Here is a 22953-nt window from a genome sequence, read left to right as displayed (position 1 = left end):
CCAGGCATCGAGGCCCCAAGCTTGACCGCGCCCAAAACCCCGAAAGAGGATCGCGCCCAAATCAAGAATTCTTCAGAGGCCGACCGGTGGATTCAGGGTAAGCGGCAACGGTAAAATTTTCGGCCCCTCACGGCAAGCTCAGCTGAGTTTGACCCGGAGGGGCCGATTTTTTTTTTAAGTTTTCACACCTGTGGATAACCCTGTGGAATTAACTCACACAACCGGTCATCGCCTGTAGAAACTCGGGGCTTCCCTGTAGAAACTTGTAATTACCAAGAGTTGCGCTTGCGCAAACGAATGACAAACTTCCACAGGTCGCCCACAAGTTACAAACGTGTAGTTCTCAGTGCCTCAGCCGTTTTCACAGAGTTATCCACAGTTTCCACAACGGTTAAGAAGATTAACAAAAATTCTTTAACCAGATCTAGCCGACAACCTTGACTGCCGAAGCCACCGATGGGGCCCGGTACCGAACCGGACGGTGAAGCCAGCTAGCATTGAGGCCCACCCATCCGCTTTCGCAACGCTAAGGAATGACATCGTGAGATTTCAGGCAAATCGGGATGTCTTCAGCGAAGCAGTTTCCTTCGCCGTAAAACTTCTACCCCAGCGAACGACCCTGCCAATCCTCAGCGGTGTGCTCATCGAAGCCACGGCAACGGGCCTGATCCTGTCGTCCTTCGACTACGAAGTCTCCGCCCAGACCGAGATCACCGCCGAAGTAGAAGAAACGGGCAAAATACTCGTCTCCGGACGCCTTCTGGCCGAGATCGCCAGCCGACTGCCCAACGCGCCCGTACGTTTTTCCACGGAAAATTCCCGGATCAAGGTCAGTTGTGGTTCGGCGAGCTTCACCCTGCTGTCTATGCCGGTTGAGGAATATCCCAGCATTCCGCAGGTGAGCACCCAGTCCGGTCTCGTGCCCGCTGAAGAATTTGCGGCCGCAGTAGCCCAGGTGGCCGTCGCCGCATCCCGTGATGATGTCACGCCCGTCATCACGGGCGTGCAGCTGGAAATAACCGAAAACAGCCTGAGCCTCGTTGCCACCGACCGTTACCGTGTGGCCGTTCGCGAAATCGACTGGGACCACGGACGCAACACCACCGAGGGAACGATTACGGCCCTGGTGCCGGCGCGAACCCTGCAGGAAGTCGGCAAGACATTCGGCCACAGCGGAACCATTTCGGTGTCGATCACCAACAATGACGACCGAGAACTGATCGCCTTCACCGCCAACAAGAAAACCGTCACATCACTGCTGATCAAGGGCAACTTCCCTCCGGTGCGTCGGTTGTTCCCCGAAACGGTCGACAACTACGCGGTCATGAACACAGCCGACCTGATCGAGGCAACGCGCCGCGTCCAGCTCGTGCTTGAGCGTGAAGCAGCCCTTCGTTTCACCTTCGCCGCTGACGGAGTCACCCTGGAAGCGGTCGGTTCCGAACAGGCCCAGGCCTCGGAGACCATCGACGCGATTCTCTCCGGTACCGAGACGATCGTGTCGCTCAAGCCGCAGTTCCTCCTCGACGGACTCAGCGCAGTGCACTCGGAATTCGTGCGCATCTCATTCACGAAGACGGAAAACCCGAATAAGCCCGGTCCCGTTCTGATAACCAGCCAGACGTCGCGCGAGCAGGCCGGAGCGGACAGCTACAAGTATCTGCTCCAGCCCAACCTGCTGCTGCGCTAACGACGGTGCGGGTCACCCACCTTTCGCTCACCGACTTTCGCAACTACGCGACTGCCGAGGTTTCATTCAACGCCGGGCCTAACCTCATCGTCGGACGTAATGGTCAGGGAAAAACGAACCTGGTCGAAGCCCTCGGTTTTCTCAGTACGCTCGGCTCGCATCGGGTCTCGACCGATAAGGCCATGATTCGGGCCGGGCAGGACGCCGGAATCATTCGGGCGCGACTCGAATACAACGGTCGTGACATCTTGGCCGAGGTACAGCTCAACCGCACCGGACAGAATCGAGCGCAGGTCAATCGCTCGGTGATCAAGACCCGTGACCTGCCCCGCTATTTTTCCAGTGTCGTGTTCGCCCCGGAGGACCTGGCGCTCGTGCGCGGAGATCCCTCTGGTCGGCGTAAGTTTCTCGATCAACTTTTGGTGCTGCGGACCCCGCGGCTGGCCGCGGTTCTCAGCGATTACGACCGCGTGCTCAAGCAGCGCAATACCCTGCTCAAGTCAGCGCGCTCTTCCGGTCTCCGCGGAAATCAGCTGTCCACCCTTGATATCTGGGACGAACGACTCGTCGAGTTCGGCTCAGAAATTATCGACGAGCGGGCCCAACTCGTGCATCTGCTCGGAGATCCTTTGCGCGCGGCCTATCGGGCCGTTGTGAATGAAGACCATGGGCCTGCCTTGGTGGCAAGTTTGAGCATTCTCGGCGCCGATGAAGACGTCGACGGGGCTGCGCTCGGCGGCATCGGCTCGGCGGCCGGACCGGGTTCGGTGGGATCCTCCACCACTGAGATCTTTCGTACCGCCATGGTGGGACTGCGCAAGCGTGAACTTGAACGCGGTATCACCCTCGCTGGCCCGCACCGGGACGACCTCGTGTTCATGCTCAATGAGCTGCCGGCCAAGGGCTACGCGAGTCATGGGGAATCGTGGTCGTTCGCGCTGTCGCTGAAATTGGCATCCGCTCAGCTATTACGCCAGGATTCAGCGAGCGGGGATCCAGTGCTGATTCTCGACGACGTATTCGCAGAGCTGGATTTGGACCGCCGAGCCCGACTGGCCGCGGCGATCGGGTCCTTTGAGCAGGTTCTGATCACGGCCGCCGTACTGGAAGACGTTCCCCAGGCGCTGGTGGCGCACACCATCCACATTCACGCCGGCGCGGTCATCGATGGCTGACCAGAATGTTCCACGTGAAACACCAAAGAGCAGTGATTCACTGGAATCCAATGCCAGTGAAGCCAGCCAGGTTTACCTACGATTCAAGAGTATCTTCGGTGATCCGAACGCACGCCATACCCGCGGACGCAAGCGCATCGCCCCGGCCGCCGGCTCGAGTGTGCCCTTTGGAATTGGACGCGATCCGCGTGGCCTCGGCGACACCATCAACTCGCTCACCATGCAACTCGGCTGGAATTCACCACTGGCTCAATCGGAACTGCTTGCTTCCTGGATGCTGCTGGCCGGTGAAGAAACCGCCAACCATTCCACCCCGGCGGGCATCGATGACGGCGTACTCACGGTGCACTGCGAGTCGACTGCCTGGGCGACACAGCTACGTCTGATGCGGAACGTCATCATGGAACACATCGCGACCCGCTACCCAGATGCCGGTATCCAATCGATTCGTTTCCAGGGGCCCAACGCCCCATCCTGGAAAAAGGGTCCCAGATCAATTCCAGGGCGTGGTCCACGCGATACCTACGGGTGATCCAGCAAATAAGGTCACCCCCTTGAACAAAAGGCGTCAAACGGCGATTATGGCCGGTTGGTCTCGCCTCATTTGGTAGACTGAATGGTCGCCCGTGCGATGGTCAGGAGCCTATTTTCAGATGACAGTTGAACCGACGCCCGAACGCACGTCCCCAGATATATCCCCAATAGTGGCGGAGCGGGAGCCGGAGCACGAATACGGTGCAGACGATATCCAGGTCCTCGAGGGGCTGGAAGCCGTTCGAAAGCGACCCGGTATGTATATCGGATCCACCGGACCGCGCGGACTGCACCACCTGGTCTATGAGATCGTTGACAACTCCGTCGACGAAGCCCTGGCGGGTCACTGCGACACGATTGATATTCGCATTCTGGCCGACGGCGCCATTCGCGTCGAAGACAACGGTCGCGGAATCCCCGTCGACATTCACAAGGCAGAGGGCCGTTCGACCGTTGAGGTCGTCCTGACGGTGCTGCACGCCGGTGGAAAGTTCGGCGGCGGCGGGTATTCCGTTTCCGGTGGACTGCACGGTGTCGGCAGCTCCGTGGTGAACGCCCTGTCGAGCCGCCTCGAGGTAGAGGTTCGTCGCCAGGGATTCATTTGGCGCCAGAGTTTCGCCAACGGTGTCCCCAACGCTCCCCTGGAACAGGGCGAAGCGAACGACGAAACCGGCACCACCATTACCTTCTGGCCGAGCGCTGAGACCTTCGAGACGATCGATTTCGACTACGAAACGCTGCGCGCTCGTTTTCAGCAGATGGGTTTTTTGAACAAGGGCCTGCGTCTCACACTCACCGACGAGCGTGAAGCCCACCGCACTGACGACGGCACGGTCGTCACTAACACCTTCAAGTACGATCAGGGACTCGTCGACTACGTCGAGTACCTCAACCGTGCCAAAAAGGCTGACCTCGTCAACGAAGAGATCATCTCGTTCGAGTGGGAAGACCACGAACGCAAGATGGCGCTGGAAGTGGCCATGCAATGGACCACGGCCTACACCGAGAGCGTGCACACCTACGCGAATACGATCAACACCCACGAGGGCGGCACCCACGAAGAGGGTTTCCGCGCCGCGCTGACCACACTCGTGAACAAGTACGCCCGCGAAAAGGGCATCCTGAAAGAAAAGGATGACAACCTCACCGGCGATGACGTGCGTGAAGGACTGACCGCGGTCGTGTCGATCAAGCTCGCCGAACCGCAGTTCGAAGGCCAGACGAAGACTAAACTCGGCAACACCGAGGCGAAATCGTTCGTACAAAAGGTCGCCAACGATCAGCTCACCGACTGGTTCAACCGCAACCCGAACCCGGCCCGCGAAATTATTCGTAAGTCCTTGCAGGCATCGAACGCTCGTATGGCGGCCCGCAAAGCTCGGGAAACAGCCCGTCGCAAGGGACTGCTCGAGGGCGGCGGCATGCCGGGCAAGCTCAAGGATTGCCAGAGCAAGGACCCCTCCTTGTCCGAGATCTTCATCGTCGAGGGCGATTCGGCCGGCGGCTCCGCCGTTCAGGGGCGCAACCCGGAGTTTCAGGCGATCTTGCCTCTGCGCGGCAAGATCCTCAACGTCGAAAAGGCTCGCCTCGACCGTGCCCTCGGTAACGCAGAGGTTCAGGCCATGATCACGGCCTTCGGTGCTGGGATGGGCGAAGAATTCAACCCGGACAAGGTTCGTTATCACAAGATCGTGTTAATGGCCGACGCCGATGTCGACGGCCAGCACATCACGACCCTGCTGCTGACACTGCTGTTCCGATACATGCGTCCGCTGATCGACCTCGGCTACGTCTATCTGGCCCAGCCGCCGCTGTACCGGCTCAAGTGGACCAATTCGCCGCACGAATACGTGTACTCCGATGCCGAGCGCGACGCCCTCCTTGCCGATGGTGCGGCCTCGGGCAAGCGAATCCCGAAGGACAACGGCATTCAGCGCTACAAGGGCCTCGGCGAGATGGACTACAAGGAGCTGTGGGAAACCACGATGGCCCCCGAATCCCGCACCCTGCTGCAGGTCACCCTGGATGACGCGGCATCCGCCGACGAAATCTTCTCCACCCTGATGGGTGAAGACGTCGAATCCCGACGCAACTTCATCCAGAAAAACGCGAAGGACGTGCGTTTCCTTGACATCTGATGACACCACGGGCAACTCCGACTCGAATACGCCCGAAGTAGTGACGCCTGAACTGAGTGCAGCGAACGCGGCTGCGGCGGCGGCCCACCTCGTGCAGCACGGCAAGATCGACCAGGTCGACCTGCAGCTGGAAATGCAGCGCTCCTACCTCGACTACGCGATGAGTGTCATCGTCGGGCGTGCGTTGCCTGACGTGCGCGACGGTATGAAGCCGGTGCACCGTCGCGTGATCTACGCCATGTTCGACGGCGGCTACCGCCCGGACAAGGCTTTCTCCAAGTGCGCGCGCGTCGTCGGTGACGTGATGGGACAGTTCCACCCGCACGGTGACTCGTCGATCTACGACGCGCTCGTGCGTCTGGTTCAGCCGTGGAGTCTGCGGTATCCGCTCGCCCTGGGCCAGGGAAACTTCGGTTCCCCCGGCAATGACGGCGCAGCAGCCCCGCGGTACACCGAAACCAAGATGGCGCCGCTCGCCCTCGAAATGGTGCGGGACATCGACGAAGACACCGTCGATTTTCAGGACAACTACGATGGCCGCACGCTCGAGCCGACCGTGCTGCCGGCCCGCTTTCCGAACCTGCTGGTCAACGGCTCGGTCGGAATCGCCGTCGGTATGGCCACCAACATTCCGCCGCACAACCTGCGCGAGGTCGCCGCCGGCGCCCAGTGGTACCTTGACAACCCCGACGCCACCCGCGACGAGCTGCTCGAAGCGCTGATTTCGCGCATCAAGGGACCGGATTTTCCTACCGGCGCTCAAATTCTGGGCACCAAGGGCATTCAGGACGCCTACCGCACCGGGCGTGGTTCGATCACGATGCGTGCCGTGGTCAGCATCGAAGAGTTGCAGGGTCGCACCTGCCTCGTAATTACCGAGCTGCCCTACCAGGTGAACCCCGACAACCTCGCGATCAAGATCGCCGATTTGGTCAAGGACGCCAAAGTAGCCGGCATCGCGGACATTCGGGATGAGACGTCTGGTCGCACCGGCCAGCGCCTCGTCATCGTGCTCAAGCGCGACGCCGTCGCGAAGGTTGTGCTGAACAACCTTTACAAGCACACTCAGCTGCAGGAGAATTTCGGCGCCAATATGCTGGCCATCGTCGACGGCGTGCCGCGCACGCTCGCCCTCGACGGTTTCATCTCGGCCTGGGTCGCGCACCAGATCGAGGTCATCGTTCGGCGCACCCAATTCCGCTTGAACAAGGCCGAAGCGGATGCCCACATTCTGCGCGGCTATCTCAAGGCGCTGGACGCTCTCGATGAGGTTATCGCTCTCATTCGTCGATCGAATACGGTCGACGACGCTCGCGAAGGCCTGATGGCTCTGCTCGACGTGGACAAGCTTCAGGCCGACGCGATTCTCACCATGCAATTGCGCCGCCTGGCAGCCCTCGAGCGCCAGAAGATTATCGACCAGGCCGCCGAACTCGAAGTGCAGATCGCCGAATTCAAGTCGATCTTGGCCAGCCCCGAGCGTCAGCGCACGATCATCAGCGAAGAACTCGCCGAGATCACCGCGAAGTTCGGTGACGACCGCCGCACCGAAATCATGTTCGGTTTCGACGGCGATATGTCGATCGAGGATCTCATCCCCGAAGAGGAGATGGTGGTCACCGTCACCCGCGGTGGCTACATCAAGCGCACCCGGAGCGATAACTACCGCAACCAGCACCGAGGCGGCAAGGGCGTCAAGGGCGCCCAGCTGCGCGCCGACGACGTGGTCGAACACTTCTTCGTGACCACGACACACCACTGGCTGTTGTTCTTCACCAACACCGGTCGGGTCTACCGGGCCAAGGCCTACGAGGCCCAGGAATCCGGTCGCGATGCCAAGGGCCAGCACGTTGCCAACCTGCTCGCGCTGCAGCCGGGCGAGGAAATCGCACAGATTCTCGACATTCGTGACTACGGGGTTGCCCAATATCTGACCCTCGCCACCCGCGATGGACTGATCAAGAAGACCGCGCTTAGTGAATACGACACCAACCGCACTGGCGGCATCATCGCGATCAAGCTGCGTGAGGGCGACGAACTCGTCTCTGCCCTGCTGGTCGAAGATGATTCCGACCTGCTGCTGGTATCCCGCAAGGGCATGTCGATTCGCTTCACCGCCACCGACGAAGCGCTGCGCCCGATGGGCCGCAGCACGTCCGGCGTGATCGGAATGCACTTCCGCGGTGAGGATACCCTGCTGGACGCATCCGTTATCAATGATGACGGCTACGTCTTCGTCGTCACCGAGGGTGGCTACGCCAAGCGCACCGCGGCAGACCAGTATCGGCTGCAGAATCGTGGCGGCCTGGGCATTAAAGTGGCCAAGCTCAACGACGATCGCGGCGATCTGGTCGGCTCGTTGATCGTCAATCCCGAGGATGAGGTCCTTGTGGTACTTGCCAGTGGCAAGGTGGTACGCTCTGACGTCGCCGAGGTTCCGGCCAAGGGTCGGGACACAATGGGTGTTGTTTTCGCAAAGTTTGCGAATGAAGACAGAATCATTTCCATTGCGAAAAACATTGAACGTAATCTGGTCGCCACGGATGAAAACACCGATGAAACCACCGACGAAGAAGATGTGACGGATGCCGACCTACCAGCTGGTGCGGTCGACAGCAGTGCTGCAGACGGCGCTGTTCCTCACGCGGATTCAGGGAAAGTAGAGACACCGAATGAGTAGCGTCGCCGAAAAGCTCGCCAAGAAGTCCACTCGTAAGACCACAAGCAAGCAGGTTCGACTCAAACTGGTCTACGTCGACTTCTGGTCGAGCGTGAAACTGTCGTTCCTGGTGGCGGTGTGCCTGGCGATCGTCACCATCGTCGCTACCTTCCTCACCTACACCGTGCTCGTGCAGACCGAAGTGCTGACCAGTGTCGACGAGCTGTACGCCACCGTGGCGGGAGAATCGGCCGACCTGGCCGCCATTCTCTCGATCGGCAATGTTATGGGCTTCGCGGTCGTTGTGGCCGTGCTGAACCTGGTCGTGATCACCGCGCTCGGTGCCATCTATGCCGTTCTGTACAACCTGAGCGTCAAAATTACCGGCGGTCTGCTCGTCGGCTTCACCAACAACTAAGCTGCAGTCAAGGCTTTGTAGGCACGATCGAGGGCTGTTTCTCCGCGGAAATAGCCCTCACGCCCGAATTTGGGTAAATCCGCCGCACCGCGGCGTGACTCGATTTCTGGTTCCGGCCAGATTCCGATAGTCTTCAATCTGCCCAACAGGGGGATATAGCTCAGTTGGTTAGAGCGCTTCACTGATAATGAAGAGGTCCCAGGTTCAAATCCCGGTATCCCCACGCAGCACCAGATTCATCAGTTCTCACTCGCTATAAACGGGGTGAGAAAGCGGGGCCATAGCTCAATTGGTAGAGCGCCTGCTTTGCAAGCAGGAGGTCCGGGGTTCGATTCCCCGTGGCTCCACAATTCAAGGCTCGTCTTCGGACGGGCCTTTTCTTGTACTTCCGGGGATTTTCCCGTACCAGGGCAGGACATCCGCTGAGACGGCGTCGCGGCGGTCACTGCGGGCCGCTACGGCCGTTAACGCGGCAGGGCCCGCATCCACTGGATGCGGGCCCTGCAAGCGGGTGGTGCTGCGGCGCTAGTCTTCCTGCGACGTGGCCGGTTCAGCCTCGTCATCGGCGACCCAGAGCTCGTCGTCTGCGCGGAACGTCTGCCAGACGGCGTAGGCGACCCCTGCAGCGGCGACGACCGCCAGACCGAGGGCGAAGTATGTTCCCGCCCCCATGCCCTTAGGTTCGACCACGACGGGCTTCTGTAAGCGGATGCGGCCCAGCGCGGCCCGCACGCGGGCGTCGCGCGCGACGTCGCCGACCGACAAGACCGTGCCGATGGCGGTACCGATGCCGGGAAGGACATCGTTCACCACACGGCGTCGAACGCCGTCGGCGGCTTCCTGGGTGGCGTTCACGCCCGGGCGAACGTAGTGGTCGTAGCTCTCGCGAACGCGAGGAGCAACTTCTTCGCGGGCGAGGACGCTGGCCTGGTGACCGGCCTGGCGAGCAAGCACGTTAGCGCGCTCCAATACCTCTTGTTGGTGGCTCCATAGTTCGTCTGCGCTTTTGCGCAGCCGAGTGAGTTCCTTGCGGCGCTTGCGTGACAGGCTCATCTGGACCCTCCATCGATGTCGTGTGTGGCGAATGTGTGTCTATCTTGCCACTGAGTGCCCATCTTGCCACTGAAACCTTGGCGCGCAATCGATGTCTTGCCAGCGAATGCACTGGGAACGCACCGGAAGCACACGGGGTCGAGCAGGGTGGGCGACTGTTGCTGTGCAAGAATCGGTGTATGTCTAAGCACACCGCTGTCGCCACCCTGAACACCACACTCGGACCGATCAAGGTCAATCTCTTCGGTAATCACGCGCCGAAGACGGTCAAGAACTTCGTCGGCCTCGCGACCGGCGAGATCGAGTGGAAGCACCCCGCCACGGGCGTCGCCTCCACCACGCCGCTCTACGACGGCACCGTTTTTCACCGCATTATCAAGGACTTCATGATCCAGGCCGGCGACCCGCTCGGCCAGGGCACCGGCGGTCCCGGCTACCAGTTCGACGATGAAATCAGCCCCGACCTCGACTTCACCCAGCCCTACGTGCTCGCAATGGCGAACGCGGGAATCCAGGGTGGTCACGGAACCAACGGCTCGCAGTTCTTCATCACCGTCGTGCCGACCACCTGGCTCCAGGGCAAGCACACCATCTTCGGTGCCGTTGAAGACGAGGACAGCCGCGCAATCGTCGCGAAGCTCGCCACCGTCGCCACCGATGGTCGCGACCGCCCGCTGGAAGACGTCATCATCCAGAGCGTCTCCGTCGAATCCGTCTAACCCGTATTTCAGACCAAAATGAGTGATCTGCCGGCCTCGGCGGCGAATTTTTGCTACCGCCATCCGGGGCGGCAGAGCTTCATTCTGTGTCAGCGCTGCGGGCGCACCATCTGCGCCGAGTGCCAGACCCAGGCTGCCGTGGGCGTTATCTGCCCCGAATGCATGAAACTGCAGCGCAAGAACGCACCCCGCATCAAACCCGCCGTGCTCACCCGGCTGACCGGGAGCGGTCAGCCCACGGTGACCTACGCGCTCATCGCGATTACCGTCTTCGTCTTCATCCTGCAATGGATCCCCGGTCTTGGGATCACCCAACGATTCGCCTACGCGCCAGCCCTCACCCTCATTGAGCCGTGGCGAATGCTGACCAGTGTTTTTCTGCACTCGCAAGGTGGCCTGCCGTTTCACGTGCTGCTCAACATGTACGTGCTCTGGATCTTTGGTCCGATGCTCGAGGGGATGCTCGGCCGTGGTCGCTTCCTGGCGCTGTATCTGATCAGCGGTTTCGCCGGGTCGATCGGTGTTCTGGTGCTGGCTGCTCCCTACACCTACGTCGTCGGGGCATCAGGGGCCCTGTTCGGGCTCATGGGTGCCTTCCTGGTCATTCAGCGCGGTCTTGGCGGAAATTCGAAGCAACTGCTGGTTCTGCTCGGCATCAACGTGGTCGTGAGCTTCATTCCGGGGATCGCCTGGCAGGCGCACTTCGGCGGCATAATCGGCGGCGCACTCATCGGGTTCGTTCTCATGCGTACCCGGCGGCCGGCACAAAAGGGGCTGCAGATCGTCTTGATCGCGGGCGTCGCCGCTCTCCTCGTGGTGATCGGAGTCCTCAAAATTGTGAGCCTGCTCGCCCCGATCAGCTGACCACCCGGTGCACCGGGAAGTTATCCACAGGTCTATCCACATGGGGATAATTACACCGGTGTCATTACCCGCACTGCTGGATTCCGGTAGCCGGTCAGCATCCACTCAATGACCGTTGCGTGGGCGGTTCGTGACTCGGCGGTGCGGCCGAACTAGCGCCAGCGCGTGGTCATCAGAAAGCCGATGAATGCGATCCCGAAGCCGACCAGAATGTTCATGGCGCCGAGACCCGCGATGGGAAGCTGGCTGCCACTGACGTAAAACACGATGATCCAGGCCAGGCCGAGCAGCATAAAGCCGAACATGACCGGCTTGAACCAGACGGCGTTGGGCGCGTCCTCGTTCGAGCGGGCAACTTCGGTACGGGCGGGCTTGGTTCGAGAATTCTTACGTGCCATGCTGCGATCCTAGCGTCTCCGCCTGTTTTCGTGGCTTTGACGCGGGGGCCGCGCACAACTCTGGTCAGTAGACTCGCAGTATGTGTCCACAGGCAGGCGATCGCACCGCGCCGGTGCCCGATGGGTCGGAGTCGCCCGGCGCTGGCACCAAACGTCGGCACCGCTCAAGTACAGTCCCGTCCGCCAAGGTCACCGTATTGGGCGTGCTCGGTGAACTGCTGATCACGGCCAGCGCGCTCGTGCTGCTGTTTCTGGGCTGGCAGCTGTGGTGGAATGACATGATCATGGCCAATTCGCAGTCCTCGGCGGCGAGTGAGATTAGCCAGGACTGGATCGCCCAGGACACCTCGACGACGCTCCCCGAAGCGACGCTTGATCCGGCGGAACCGGACGCAGCCCGCGTAGCGGTGGACTACGGCGAGCCCGTCGTTGCCGCTGCACCCGGCAATGCCACGGCGTTCGCGGTTTTGTATGTACCGCGTTTCGGTGCCGACTACCACCGCAGCATTGCCGAAGGCACCGGCCATGACATCTTGAATAGCAACCGTTTGGGCATCGGACACTACGCTGGCACGCAGATGCCCGGCGAAGTTGGAAACTTCGCGATTGCCGCGCACCGCAGCGCCTTCGGCGGTGGCATGCACCTGATCAACGAGCTGCAACTCGGCGACGCCATCTACGTGCAGACGGCCGACGGCTATTACACCTACCGGTACCGCGATACCGAGTACGTGGCACCGTCGCAGGTGCAGGTACTGGCATCCGTTCCCAACTATCCGGACGGAACCCCGGTCGACCGCATCATCACGCTCACCAGTTGCAATCCGCTGTACTCCACCGCAGAACGTATCATCGCCTACGGCGTGCTTGAGTCGTGGCAGCCACTTTCGGCCGGCGCTCCCGCCGAGCTCGCACCGATCATCGCCGCTCAGGGCTAGGAGGCTCTCATGTACGCAGCACTGTGGCGTGTTCTACCCGGACCGATCTGGGTGCGCATCATTTTGGTCCTGATTCTGCTGGTGGCTCTACTGGCCGTGCTGGCCACCTGGGTGTATCCGTGGATCGATGGAATTCTGAGCAGCGAGGAAGCGACGGTAGACGGCCCATGACCCGAATTCTGGTTATCGATAATTATGACAGTTTCGTCTATACCCTCAACGGGTATCTGATGGAGCTCGGCGCGGAGACTGACGTTGTGCGCAACGATTCCTTCGAGCAGACCGATGCAGCCGCTCGGATTGCCGACTACGACGGCGTGCTCGTTTCGCCGGGCCCCGGGAAGCCCTCAGACGCCGGTGTGTCCATCGCCGTCGTCGAGGCCGCGCTGGCGGCCAACCTGCCCCTGTTCGGCGTCTGCCTCGGCCATCAGGCCATCGCCGAGGCCTTCGGGGCCACGGTGACCAATGCTGAAGAACTCATGCATGGCAAAACCTCGCTCATCACGCATGACGGCAGCGATTTCTATGAGGGTGTGCCGCAACCGTTCACAGCAACGCGGTACCATTCCCTCGCCGTCGTTGCGTCGACCGTGCCGAGTGACCTGATCGTCACGTCGCGCACGCCGGGCGGGGTCATCATGGGATTGCGGCACCTAACCGCCCCTATTTTGGGCGTGCAGTTTCACCCGGAGTCGGTCCTGACCGAGGGCGGCTACCGGATGCTGGGCAACTGGCTCGCCCTGGCCGGCCTGTCGTCTGCCCAGGAGACCGCGAAGGGCCTGCACCCGCTGTTGCGCCTGAGCTAACTTCGCGCTGGGCTGTGGGTGGGAACCGGGCCCGGTGCAGACAGGGCGGTGCGGCTAGGAGCGGGCGCAGTAGGTCAGCTCGATCTCGGAGCGCTGGGGGACGTCTCCGGGGGCCAGTGACTGGGCTTTGATTGGGGAGCCGGACTCCTGGTCACAGGTGTAATCAGGCTTGGAACTCGGCGTGAGTCCGTCGGCGCTGACCAGATCGATCGCGGCGAGCAGAGACTGGCCGGTGAGGTCTCCGAGGGTGACCAGGCCACTCGACACGATGTAGTTGATGGTATCGCCGGCGAATTCGGAAGACGCCGCGGGCGGATCGGTGCGCAGAACGATATCGGCCGCCACGGTCGGGGAGTTTTCGGTGGTGACCGACCCGGAAACGAAACCGAGCGCTTCGATCGCGGCCTGGGCATCCGTTATGGGCTGATTGGTGACATCGGGAACCTCTACGGGCACCGGACCGGTAGAGACGAAGACCTTGATCACGTCGGAGGGATTGACGATGGTATCGGCCGGAGGATCCGTGCGAATAACCTGGTCGGCCGGCACTGTCGTGCTCGACTCTTCGGCACGCGTGGCCGCGAGGTCGAGGTCGAGGAGAGTATTTTGGGCGTCGTCATAGGTTTGCCCGGTGAGTACGGGAATCTGGCGCGAACTGTCGGGCAGTTCCACCGAAGGCTGCAGATTGGCCACCCAGATCATGACCGCGACGACGATGACCACGACGCAGACGATTCCGGCCCAGACCCAGATCACCGGGGGGCGACGCTGGGTGCGCACCATCGTCTGGTCTTCGGACAATTGTTTGAGGGCCAGCGCCGAACCGGTGATCGCCGTGGGCGCAGCCCCGAACAGGCCGGCACCAACCTCGTCGCCGGCCCGGTGAACGGGAATCTGGCCGGATCCGGCGGTCTCGACATCATTGCGAAACTCGACGGCGCTTTGATAGCGGGCGAAGCGGTCCTTGGCCAGGGCGTGCAGCACGACCGAGTCCAGGGCCGGCGACACCTTGGGATTGAGCGCTGAGGGTTTCGCCGGCAGTTCGCTGACGTGTTGGTAGGCGACGGCTACGGGTGTGTCACCGCGGAACGGCGGCCGCCCGGTGAGCATCTCGAACAGCACCACGCCCGTGGAATACAGATCGGTGCGCGCATCGACGGACTCACCCTTGGCCTGCTCCGGCGAGAAATAGGCGGCGGTACCGAGGATGGCGGTGGTCTGCGCGACGGTCGTGGCCGAGTCGGAGATGGCACGGGCGATGCCGAAATCCATCACCTTGACCTGTCCGGACTTGGTGATCATGATGTTGCCGGGCTTGATGTCGCGGTGCACCACACCGGCACGATGCGAGTATTCCAGCGCGGTCAGGACCCCATCGATGATGCGTACGGCCTCGGTCGCCTCGATCGGGCCCTCACGAATGATGTCCTTGAGCAGCCGACCGTCGACGTGTTCCATGACGATGAACGGAACCTGGGAATCGTGTCCGGCATCGTCGGTGACGGTCTCCTCGCCGGCATCGAACACCCGCACGATGGTCGGGTGGGCCATGCGAGCTGCGGCCTGGGCCTCTTGCCGAAACCGGGTGCGAAAGGCCGGGTCGGAGGCCAGGCTCGACTTGAGGAGCTTGATGGCCACCGTGCGACCGAGCCGGGAATCGGTGCCTATATGTACGTCGGACATGCCGCCACGGCCGAGGAGCGCCCCGACACGATAGCGGCCCGCGATCAAACGGCCAGAGTCAGGCACGAGCGCACTCCCCCACAATAAAACGGATGCCCGGGTTAGGCACAGTGAGCGCTACTTTACCGCACGACATTGGGGAATTACTCCCCGACAGCGGGGTCGCCAGTTACGCTCACGTCTGCCGTGGGGGAAAACTCAGAGCTGACCTGGCCACAGAAATAGCGGAACTTGACCTTGAAATTCTCTGTTCCGGCGGTGATCGTGGCCGTCGTCGTTTCAGCGGTGGTGGGGTTGGCCGAGGTGATGATGGCGGCACCGCCCTCCGTTGCGATCTCATAGCCAGCCAAAGTCTGGCCGGCCGGGCAGGTCTGGGCGTTCCAGTTCACCGTGACAGTGCCCGCGGCAGCGACGGGCGAAGGCGTCGCCGTCGGGGCTGACGTCGGTGTGCTCGGCGTGGGGAACGCGCCGTAGACATTCAGGGTCACGGTCGTCCCGGCCGGAACCGGCCCCCGGGGGTTGACTCCGTACACCGTGTCAACTTCTTCCTCAGACCCGGCCGCATTTCCGGGTTGGACGTCAGCCACGAATCCCATCTCAACGAGCAGGGCGGCGGCATCGGCGCTGGGCTTACCCACGAAATCTTCCGGATTGACCGACGTGTTCGCATTGGTGGGCGACGGCGTTGGCGTTGGCGACGGGGTCGCCGATGGCGTAGCCGACGGGGTCGACGAGGGTGGCGCTGACGTGGTCTGGGCCGGTGCCGGGGTCTCGTTGTTCTGCGTGAACAGGGCGATGAGCGTTCCGGTGAGCACGATCACCAGCAGCGCGACCAGGGCGATGAGCGGCCAGGTCCACGGACTGCGCTTCTTTTTCTCCGCTTCGGCAGCGGCCGCGGAGGCCCGCGTGAGGGGCGCGCCGGTGGCCGGCAGAACGGTCGTGGCCTGGTCGGAGCCGGCACCGGGCATGAGCATGGTGGCGCTCGTGGCCGAGAGGCCGCCCAGAACGGACGGCACGGCAACCGCGGCTGCAGCGACGTCACCGCGACGCAAAGCGGATGCCGCGCGCGCCAGGTGGGCAGCAGACGCCGGCCGGTCGGCCGGGTTCTTGGCCAGGCAGGCGAAGACCAGATTGCGAACCGGCTCGGACACCGTCACCGGCAGGTCGGGCGCTATCTCGTTGATCTGAGCCATGGCAATCGCGACCTGCGACTCACCCGTGAACGGACGACGTCCGGCCAGTGACTCGTACGCGACGATGCCGATCGAGTAGATGTCGGTGGTCGGCGATGCGGGGTGGCCGCTCGCCTGTTCCGGTGAGAGGTACTGCACGGTGCCCATAACCTGGCCGGTCGCGGTGAGCGGAACCTGGTCGGCGATGCGGGCGATGCCGAAGTCGGTGATCTTGACCCGGCCCTCCGGCGTGATGAGCAGGTTTCCGGGCTTGATGTCGCGGTGCACGAGACCGGCGGCGTGGGCGGCGTGCAGCGCGGTCGAGGTCTGCGCGACAATGTCGAGCACCTTGTCGGTCGGCAGAACGTGCTCGCGCTCGAGAATGGTCGACAGAGCTTCGCCGGGCACTAGTTCCATGACCAGGAAGGCGCTGCCGTCTTCTTCGCCGTAGTCGAAGACATTCGCGATGCCTTCGTGGTTGACCAGGGCCGCGTGGCGGGCCTCAGCGCGAAAGCGCTCGAGGAAACCGGGGTCGCCGAGATACTCGTCCTTCAAAATCTTGATGGCGACGCTTCGACCGATTACGAGGTCTGTGGACTTCCACACCTCCCCCATGCCGCCAATCGCAATGCGCGACTGCAGCTCGTATCGTCCCCCGAAGGTGAGGCCTGCTATGGGTCTCATTTGTTAAGCACCGCCTCTAGTACTTTCTGTGCGACAGGTGCGGCAAGTTTGTTGCCGAACCCGGTTTGTCCTTCTCCTCCGCCGTCCTCGATCAGAACGGTGATGGCAAATTGTGGGTCGTCCGCCGGTGCGAAACCGGTGAACCAGAGTGTGAACGGATCGGTTGACCCGTTCTGCGCCGTGCCGGTTTTCCCCGCCACTTCGACCCCGTCTATTCTTGCATTGCTCGCGGCGCCATCCTGAACGCCGTTGATCATCATCGCGGTCAGTGTTGCGGCTGTTTTTTCGCTCATCACCCGCCCAAGTTCTGCCGGTTTGAAGGTTTGGATGGCGCTGAGATTGGGTGCGAGGATCTCCTGCACCAGGTTGGGCTGCATCACGACCCCCCCGTTGGCGATGGCGCCGCTGACCAGGGCCATTTGCAGCGGGTTCGCCCGCACGTCGTACTGACCGAAGGCTGACTGCGCGGTCTGCGGATCGTCGAGCCCGTCGGGGTACACGCTCTCGGTCACGCGCAGGGGAATGCTGAAGCTGCTGTTGAAGCCGAACTTCTCGGCGGTCTCCCGAATGGCCGTGTCGCCGAGCGCGACGCCCAATTCGGCGAACGGGATATTGCAGGACAAGCGCAGTGCTGTGGCGAGGGTGACCGTCTCACCGGCACCGCAGGTTGACCCGCTGGAGTTCTCAATCTTGCTCGTGGTGCCGGGCGCGGTGTACACGGCCGGGTTCGGAAAGGTGCTCTCCGGCGTGTAGTCGCCCGATTCGAGCGCGGCCGTGGTGACGACGAGTTTGAAGATCGACCCGGGCGGGTTGAGCGAATTGATCGCCCGGTTGATCAGCGGGTCGTTCTCGTCGGCCACCAGGGCGTCGTAGCTCGCAGTGACCTCGGCGTTGTTGTGCACCGTGAGCAGGTTCGGGTTGAAACCCGGTTTGGAGACCATCGCCAGGATGCGACCGGTGGCGGGCTCGGTGACGACGACGGATCCGGTGTAATCGCCGAGCGCGTACCACGCCGCTTGCTGGGCGTCCGGATCGATGGTCACCTCGACGGCAGCACCCTTCGGGTCCTGGCCGGTGACGAGGGCGCTGATCTTGTCGAAGAATTGGGAGTTTGACGTGCCGGTGAGCTCGCTATTGAGGGCGAACTCAAGCCCGGTCGGTTCGCCATTGATTGGAATATACCCGGTGATCGGAGCGTAGAGCTCGGGGTTGGTATAGGTGCGCAGAAACTTGAAATCATCGTCGGCGGGCATCGACTGTGCGATCGGCTCGCCTTTGACGAGGATGGCACCGCGCTCGACCTGGTAGCTGTCGTAGAGCGTGCGGGTGTTGCGTGGGTCGGCCGACAGGTTGTCGGCCTGGAAGGCCTGCACGACCGAGGTTGAGCCGAGAAGGGCGACGAACATCAGCATCACGACGATGCTGACGCGCTTGAGTTCGCGGTTCACTTAGACCACCAGCCTGGGTTGATTGCGCACGGTGTCGGAGAGCCGCAGCAAGAGGGCCGCGATGATCCAGTTGGCTACGAGCGATGAGCCGCCGGCGGCCAGGAACGGGGTGGTCAGACCGGTGAGGGGAATGACCCGGGTGACGCCGCCGATGACGATGAAGCACTGCAGCGCCACAACGAAGGCCAGGCCGACGGCGAGAAGCTTGCCGAAATCATCCTGGCCGGCGAAGCCGATGCGGAATCCGCGGGCCACGAATAGAAGGTACAGGGCGAGGATGGCGAAGATTCCGGCGAGCCCGAGCTCCTCGCCGAGGCTCGCAATGATGTAGTCACTCTGCGGTACCGGGGTGATTTCCGGGCGTCCCTGGCCCCAGCCGGTGCCGAGCAGACCGCCCTTGGCGAGTCCGAACAGACCCTGCACGAGCTGAAAGCTGCCCCCGCGGGCCTCGTACACCTCCGGGTTCAGGGCATCCAGCCAGTTGTTGAATCGGCCGTTGACGTATGCGAGGGTCTGGCTGGCCAGCAGAGCACCGCCGAGGAACAGGCCCATGCCGATGATGACCCAGCTGAGGCGACCGGTGGCCAGGTAGAGCATGACGAGGAACAGACCGAAGTAGAGCAGCGCGGTTCCGAGGTCGCGCTGGAAGATGATGACCGACATCGACAGGGCCCACACGACGAGAATCGGACCGAGGTCGCGCAAGCGCGGAAAGCGCGCGCCCAGAAACTTCTTACCGACCATGGAGAGACTGTCGCGGTTGCGCACGAGGTAGCCGGCAAAGAATACGGCGAGGGCGATCTTGGCGATCTCGCCCGGCTGGAACGTTCCGAAACTGCCAACACTGATCCAGACCCGAGCACCGCTGATTTCTTTGCCGAGGCCGGGTACGAGGGGCAGAAAGAGCAGGAGCACACCGACAAGGCCGGCGATGTAGGTGTACCGAAACAGCACCCGATGATTGCGAATGACCAGGAGCACGACGATGGCACTGAAGATCGCCAGGGCGCTCCACACCGTCTGGCGCACGGCGGCGCTCTCCCAGCCGCCCTTCTGATCGGCGATGTCGATGCGGTAGATCATGGCGATGCCGATGCCATTGAGCACCGTGGCGATCGGCAAAATGAAGGGATCGGCGTCGCGAGCGACAAATCGCAGCACCACGTGCAGGCTGATGACCAGAACCGAGAGGCCGGTTCCGAGCAGCACCAGGGTCGGGTCGAGATCGCCGAGAGCGCCAAGCTGCACGAGCACGACCGCGCTCGCGTTGATGAAGCAGGCGATCAGCAGCAGGAACAGTTCGAGGTTGCGCAGTTTCTGCGGCAGGTGCAGACGACGTACGGGCTCGGTCCCCTGACGCGCTTGCAGAGCGGATGCTTTACTCAACGACCGCACCCTTCAGCCGTTCGATGATGGCCTGCGCATCCGCGAGGGAGCCGGCGCTGATGGTCTGCTCGACCTGCTGGCGGTCGTAGACGCGCAAATCGGACAGGTTGATGTCGGTGGCCTCGTACACACTGGACAGCTTGATCGGGCCGATATCCTGCTGGACGCCCTGGTAGATCGCGACGGTCGAACCCTCGGAGCCGACGAAATAGCGGGTTTGGGTCCACTGGTAGCTCAGGATACTGGTGCCGACGATCGCGAGTACGAGCAGAATAACGCCGAACAGCCAGGTGGCCTTGCGGCGGCGCGCGCGGCGGGCATCCTCTTCGATCAGTTCGGAGAGGTAGTCCTGGGAATCGGGCTCGAAGTGCGTCTCGCGTACCGGGTGCAGCCGCAGGGCCGGGATGCGCAGCGCGCGGTTGCGGCCGGGTTCCTCACCGAAGGCGAGCGGATTGGCCGCCGAGCCGACGACGACGGGACTGTCTGTGCGCGTGCTGCCGTCGCCCGCGCCAATGTCGACGATGACGACGGTGACGTTGTCTGGGGCGCCGCCGTCGAGGCTCTCCTTCACGAGCAGGTCGGCGACATCCTGCGCGTTGGCGCCACTGGCCAGGGCGGAGGCTATGCCGGTGTGCGAGACGACACCGGTGAGACCATCGGAGCACAGCAGCCAGCGGTCGCCGTCGATCGTAGCCAGGATCGACGTGTCGATTTCGGGGCTCGCCTCGACGTCACCGAGCACACGCATGAGCACGGAGCGGCGTGGATGCACCATAGCTTCGGCCTCGGTGATGCGACCGCTGTCAACCAACCGCTGCACGAAGGTGTGGTCGATGGTGATCTGGGAGAGTTCGTTGTCGCGCAGCAGATAGATGCGCGAGTCGCCGATGTGGGCGATCGCGACCTCGTTCTCGAGCACCACGATGGCGCTGACGGTCGTGCCCATGCCGGTGAGTTCGGCATGCTCGAACACGGTTTCGGCCAGCTGGGCGTTGGCGCCGATCAGGGCGGCCTGCAGGGCGAATTCGGCGTCCTGGGCACTCGCATAGGGCCTGTCGGCCTCGATGATGCGTTTCGTGGCGATCGACGACGCGACGTCTCCGCCGGCGTGGCCGCCCATGCCGTCGGCGACCACGAACAGGGTGCGTCCGGCGTAACCGGAGTCCTGGTTATTGGAGCGAACCTTGCCGACGTGGGACGTGGCTGCGCTGTGACTTACCGTCGCCATGACTTACCGCCGAAGCTCGAAGCTGGTGGCGCCGATCTTCACGGTGGCGTTCAGGGGAATTTTGGTCGGCACGGTGACGCGGGTGCCGGCCAGGAAGGTGCCATTGGTGGAATCGAGGTCTTGCAGCATCCACTCGTCATGCCAGAGCATGAGTCGGGCGTGGTGGGTTGAGGTGTAATCATCGCGGATGACCAGGCTCGAGTCGGCCGAGCGGCCGATCGTGATGGTTTCGGTGCTGAGCGGAAACTCGGTGCCGGACTTTGGGCCGCTCGTGATGACGAGGCGCGTGGTGTTCTGGGCGGTGGCGAGTGCACCGTCGGCGGCCGGGCTGGCCCGCGCGATCGGGGCTGGTGCTGGGGTTGGTGCGGGGGCTGCAACGGGAGCGGCGGCGGGGAAGGCTGCGGCGGGGGCCGGCGCGGCGGCATCCGTTTTCAGGCGGCGTACGCGCTGGCCGAACAGGTCACTGCGCAGCGCGTAGACGATGCCGAAGATGAACATCCAGAGCAGGAGAAGGAAGCCGATGCGCAGCACCAGCAGGGTCAGTTCGCTCACGTTCATGCGTTCGGCCCCCAGAATCCGCCCATGTCGTGGCGTTCGGGGGCGGGGTCGGTCGGTGCGGCCGCGCGCGGAGTCTCGTGGGAGGCCTGCGCGAGCACGCGAAAGACGATGCGGGTGCGGCCGATGGTGACGATCGAATCGGGTTCGAGGATGGCCTGGCTGACCGGGGCACCGTTGAGCTGGGAACCGTTGGTGGAGCCGAGGTCCCGCACCTGGGCGCGGGCGCCGTCCCAGATAATCTCCACGTGACGGCGGGAGGTGCCGGTGTCGTCGATGGTGATGTCGGCGTCGGAGCCGCGACCGATCACGGTGCGGGCCTTGACCAGCGGATGCCGGGTACCGTTGATGTCGAGCACCGGGGTCCAGGCGACACTGGTCGCTACCGTGCTGGAGTCGATCTGCACCAGACCCTCGCTGAGGCTGCCGTCGTCTTGCAGGGTGATCACAATGCCGCCGGTGAACTGGTAGCGCTGCTCGGTGCCGTGTTTTTGCAGCAGGGCGGTGAGCTCATCGATAAGGGTCACGCCGAGCGCGCTCATGCGGGCGTAATCGGTGTGGGACATGCGAACGGTGAACCGATTGGGCGCGAGAATGCGATCCCGCGCGACAACCGCGGCTTTGGTGTCGAGCTCACGACGCAGCGCGGAGGTAATTTCCACCGGCTGCAAGCCCGATCGAAAGGTCTTGGCGAACGCTCCGTTGACGGCGCGCTCCAATCCCTTTTCAAAGTTATCCAGTATGCCCACAGGTCTCCCGATCCGGTCCGTTTGGCTATGAGCATGTTACTTGTCTCGGGTGACAACCCGCCTTGGAGGCGCAAACGGCACGAACAGTCATACTACCTGCGGAGGGTCCTGGACCGAATTCGTGGCCCATTATGGGCATTCCTTTGGACTTTTTTGGAGCGGATGTGGCGCGCGCGGGTGTGCGGATGCGGGCGTGCGGATGCGGTGGGGCTGGGCGGGCGGATCTCGTGGGTGCAGTCGAGCGGCGGCATCCGTTGGGAGTGCGCCCGATGTGGGTACTTGCTCCGGTAATTACCGTAGCGGCCACCGATATCGGGCGCGATCACGCTCAATTTGGCCCCCACGGCCCGGGCGGCGCGCCGTCGAATGGCGCTGACCCCCCTCACAGTGTTAGCATTCCTAAGTTCGCGCGAGTGGCGGAATTGGCAGACGCGCTGGCTTCAGGTGCCAGTGTTCGAAAGGACGTAGGGGTTCAAGTCCCCTCTCGCGCACTGCGGGTGTTTCAGGAAATTGAGTTGTGGTTTTCATGAAATCCAAGCGAACAGGCCGGTCGAGTAGAAATACTCGCCCGGCCCTCGGTTTTTAAGGGTGTTGGCGGGGCCGATCGGGCCTGTTGAGGCGGCGTTGACCTTTTAAATAGGAAATGGCCTGCGGGT

At 62.5% G+C, this 22953-nt stretch carries 20 protein-coding genes and 3 tRNA genes; 14 read left to right on the top strand and 9 right to left on the bottom strand.

Features of this window, described 5'->3' with window-relative positions:
• Positions 1–541: 541 nt before the first annotated feature.
• From dnaN to E3T43_RS13850, 8 genes are all read left to right on the top strand, one after another.
• Positions 542–1690, top strand: coding sequence for a DNA polymerase III subunit beta (dnaN, locus tag E3T43_RS13885; RefSeq protein WP_134472866.1), 1149 nt, complete (start codon positions 542–544; stop codon positions 1688–1690).
• A gap of 5 nt (positions 1691–1695) precedes the next feature.
• The gene (recF, locus tag E3T43_RS13880) at positions 1696–2865 is read left to right on the top strand and encodes a DNA replication/repair protein RecF (RefSeq protein ID WP_134472865.1); all 1170 of its coding nucleotides are present in this window, start codon (positions 1696–1698) and stop codon (positions 2863–2865) included.
• Positions 2858–3397: a DUF721 domain-containing protein gene (locus tag E3T43_RS13875; protein WP_134472864.1), complete on the top strand. Its 540-nt coding sequence runs from the start codon at positions 2858–2860 to the stop codon at positions 3395–3397. The genes recF and E3T43_RS13875 overlap by 8 nt, the downstream gene beginning before the upstream one ends.
• Positions 3398–3518: 121 nt before the next feature.
• Positions 3519–5537, top strand: coding sequence for a DNA topoisomerase (ATP-hydrolyzing) subunit B (gyrB, locus tag E3T43_RS13870; RefSeq protein WP_134472863.1), 2019 nt, complete (start codon positions 3519–3521; stop codon positions 5535–5537).
• Positions 5538–5589: 52 nt separating this feature from the next.
• Complete coding sequence (gene gyrA, locus E3T43_RS13865) at positions 5590–8217, top strand: DNA gyrase subunit A (protein WP_241978997.1); 2628 nt, start codon at positions 5590–5592, stop codon at positions 8215–8217.
• Complete coding sequence (locus tag E3T43_RS13860; protein WP_092448022.1) at positions 8210–8614, top strand: DUF3566 domain-containing protein; 405 nt, start codon at positions 8210–8212, stop codon at positions 8612–8614. Before gyrA ends, E3T43_RS13860 begins: the two co-directional genes overlap by 8 nt.
• Before the next feature lie 149 nt (positions 8615–8763).
• Positions 8764–8837: transfer RNA gene (locus E3T43_RS13855), tRNA-Ile, on the top strand.
• A gap of 51 nt (positions 8838–8888) precedes the next feature.
• Positions 8889–8961, top strand: a tRNA-Ala gene (locus tag E3T43_RS13850).
• 178 nt (positions 8962–9139) lie between these two features.
• On the opposite strand, the gene E3T43_RS13845 is transcribed toward E3T43_RS13850, so the two are convergent.
• Positions 9140–9667, bottom strand: coding sequence for a hypothetical protein (locus tag E3T43_RS13845; RefSeq protein WP_134472861.1), 528 nt, complete (start codon positions 9665–9667; stop codon positions 9140–9142).
• Between the two features lie 179 nt (positions 9668–9846).
• On the opposite strand from E3T43_RS13845, the gene E3T43_RS13840 reads away from it, so the two are divergent.
• Complete coding sequence (locus E3T43_RS13840) at positions 9847–10386, top strand: peptidylprolyl isomerase (protein WP_092448024.1); 540 nt, start codon at positions 9847–9849, stop codon at positions 10384–10386.
• 162 nt (positions 10387–10548) lie between these two features.
• On the top strand, positions 10549–11250 hold the full coding sequence (locus tag E3T43_RS13835) for a rhomboid family intramembrane serine protease (RefSeq protein ID WP_370449971.1): 702 nt from the start codon (positions 10549–10551) through the stop codon (positions 11248–11250).
• A gap of 152 nt (positions 11251–11402) precedes the next feature.
• On the opposite strand, the gene E3T43_RS13830 is transcribed toward E3T43_RS13835, so the two are convergent.
• Entirely contained in the window at positions 11403–11648 is a 246-nt protein-coding gene (locus E3T43_RS13830; RefSeq protein WP_092448026.1) for a cell division protein CrgA, read from the bottom strand.
• Between the two features lie 80 nt (positions 11649–11728).
• Between E3T43_RS13830 and E3T43_RS13825 the strand changes: the two genes are divergently transcribed.
• Genes E3T43_RS13825 through E3T43_RS13820 form a run of 3 tightly spaced genes read left to right on the top strand, consistent with a single transcriptional unit; the run spans position 11729 to position 13392 of the window.
• Positions 11729–12586 carry a class E sortase gene (locus tag E3T43_RS13825; RefSeq protein WP_134472860.1) on the top strand — a complete coding sequence of 286 codons (858 nt, stop codon included), beginning with the start codon at positions 11729–11731 and terminating at the stop codon, positions 12584–12586.
• Between the two features lie 9 nt (positions 12587–12595).
• Positions 12596–12757, top strand: a complete 162-nt coding sequence (locus tag E3T43_RS18830) for a hypothetical protein (RefSeq protein ID WP_166789471.1) — start codon at positions 12596–12598, stop codon at positions 12755–12757.
• Positions 12754–13392: an aminodeoxychorismate/anthranilate synthase component II gene (locus tag E3T43_RS13820; RefSeq protein WP_134443462.1), complete on the top strand. Its 639-nt coding sequence runs from the start codon at positions 12754–12756 to the stop codon at positions 13390–13392. Before E3T43_RS18830 ends, E3T43_RS13820 begins: the two co-directional genes overlap by 4 nt.
• Before the next feature lie 54 nt (positions 13393–13446).
• Here E3T43_RS13820 and pknB read toward each other — a convergent pair whose 3' ends face one another.
• The 7 genes from pknB to E3T43_RS13785 form a co-directional block, all read right to left on the bottom strand.
• Positions 13447–15141 (bottom strand): Stk1 family PASTA domain-containing Ser/Thr kinase, encoded by a 1695-nt coding sequence (gene pknB / locus E3T43_RS13815; RefSeq protein ID WP_134472859.1) that lies wholly within the window; start codon positions 15139–15141, stop codon positions 13447–13449.
• A 77-nt stretch (positions 15142–15218) separates the two neighbouring features.
• Positions 15219–16931 (bottom strand): protein kinase, encoded by a 1713-nt coding sequence (locus E3T43_RS13810; RefSeq protein ID WP_134472858.1) that lies wholly within the window; start codon positions 16929–16931, stop codon positions 15219–15221.
• On the bottom strand, positions 16928–18379 hold the full coding sequence (locus E3T43_RS13805) for a penicillin-binding protein 2 (RefSeq protein WP_134472857.1): 1452 nt from the start codon (positions 18377–18379) through the stop codon (positions 16928–16930). The genes E3T43_RS13810 and E3T43_RS13805 overlap by 4 nt, the downstream gene beginning before the upstream one ends.
• Positions 18380–19774, bottom strand: coding sequence for an FtsW/RodA/SpoVE family cell cycle protein (locus E3T43_RS13800; protein ID WP_370449970.1), 1395 nt, complete (start codon positions 19772–19774; stop codon positions 18380–18382).
• The gene (locus tag E3T43_RS13795; protein ID WP_134472856.1) at positions 19758–20993 is read right to left on the bottom strand and encodes a PP2C family serine/threonine-protein phosphatase; all 1236 of its coding nucleotides are present in this window, start codon (positions 20991–20993) and stop codon (positions 19758–19760) included. Before E3T43_RS13795 ends, E3T43_RS13800 begins: the two co-directional genes overlap by 17 nt.
• 3 nt (positions 20994–20996) lie before the next feature.
• Complete coding sequence (locus tag E3T43_RS13790) at positions 20997–21545, bottom strand: FHA domain-containing protein (RefSeq protein ID WP_134472869.1); 549 nt, start codon at positions 21543–21545, stop codon at positions 20997–20999.
• A gap of 2 nt (positions 21546–21547) precedes the next feature.
• Positions 21548–22297: a DUF3662 and FHA domain-containing protein gene (locus tag E3T43_RS13785; RefSeq protein WP_134472855.1), complete on the bottom strand. Its 750-nt coding sequence runs from the start codon at positions 22295–22297 to the stop codon at positions 21548–21550.
• Between the two features lie 407 nt (positions 22298–22704).
• Here E3T43_RS13785 and E3T43_RS13780 point away from each other — a divergent pair.
• Positions 22705–22788 (top strand) — tRNA-Leu (locus E3T43_RS13780).
• Positions 22789–22953: the final 165 nt, after the last annotated feature.

The organism is Cryobacterium sp. Hh7, assembly GCF_004403155.1.
GTDB lineage: Bacteria > Actinomycetota > Actinomycetes > Actinomycetales > Microbacteriaceae > Cryobacterium > Cryobacterium levicorallinum.
The sequence above is the reverse complement of the archived record's forward strand: the minus strand, read 5'-3'. Positions and strand labels throughout refer to the sequence as shown.

Coding starts and splice junctions, on each gene's coding strand:
- E3T43_RS13875 (WP_134472864.1), top strand. CDS start 2,858: ATGGCTGACCAGAATGTTCCACGTGAAACACCAAAGAGCAGTGATTCA.
- gyrB (WP_134472863.1), top strand. CDS start 3,519: ATGACAGTTGAACCGACGCCCGAACGCACGTCCCCAGATATATCCCCA.
- E3T43_RS13860 (WP_092448022.1), top strand. CDS start 8,210: ATGAGTAGCGTCGCCGAAAAGCTCGCCAAGAAGTCCACTCGTAAGACC.
- E3T43_RS13845 (WP_134472861.1), bottom strand. CDS start 9,667: ATGAGCCTGTCACGCAAGCGCCGCAAGGAACTCACTCGGCTGCGCAAA.
- E3T43_RS13840 (WP_092448024.1), top strand. CDS start 9,847: ATGTCTAAGCACACCGCTGTCGCCACCCTGAACACCACACTCGGACCG.
- E3T43_RS13835 (WP_370449971.1), top strand. CDS start 10,549: ATGAAACTGCAGCGCAAGAACGCACCCCGCATCAAACCCGCCGTGCTC.
- E3T43_RS13830 (WP_092448026.1), bottom strand. CDS start 11,648: ATGGCACGTAAGAATTCTCGAACCAAGCCCGCCCGTACCGAAGTTGCC.
- E3T43_RS13825 (WP_134472860.1), top strand. CDS start 11,729: ATGTGTCCACAGGCAGGCGATCGCACCGCGCCGGTGCCCGATGGGTCG.
- E3T43_RS18830 (WP_166789471.1), top strand. CDS start 12,596: ATGTACGCAGCACTGTGGCGTGTTCTACCCGGACCGATCTGGGTGCGC.
- E3T43_RS13820 (WP_134443462.1), top strand. CDS start 12,754: ATGACCCGAATTCTGGTTATCGATAATTATGACAGTTTCGTCTATACC.
- E3T43_RS13810 (WP_134472858.1), bottom strand. CDS start 16,931: ATGAGACCCATAGCAGGCCTCACCTTCGGGGGACGATACGAGCTGCAG.
- E3T43_RS13795 (WP_134472856.1), bottom strand. CDS start 20,993: ATGGCGACGGTAAGTCACAGCGCAGCCACGTCCCACGTCGGCAAGGTT.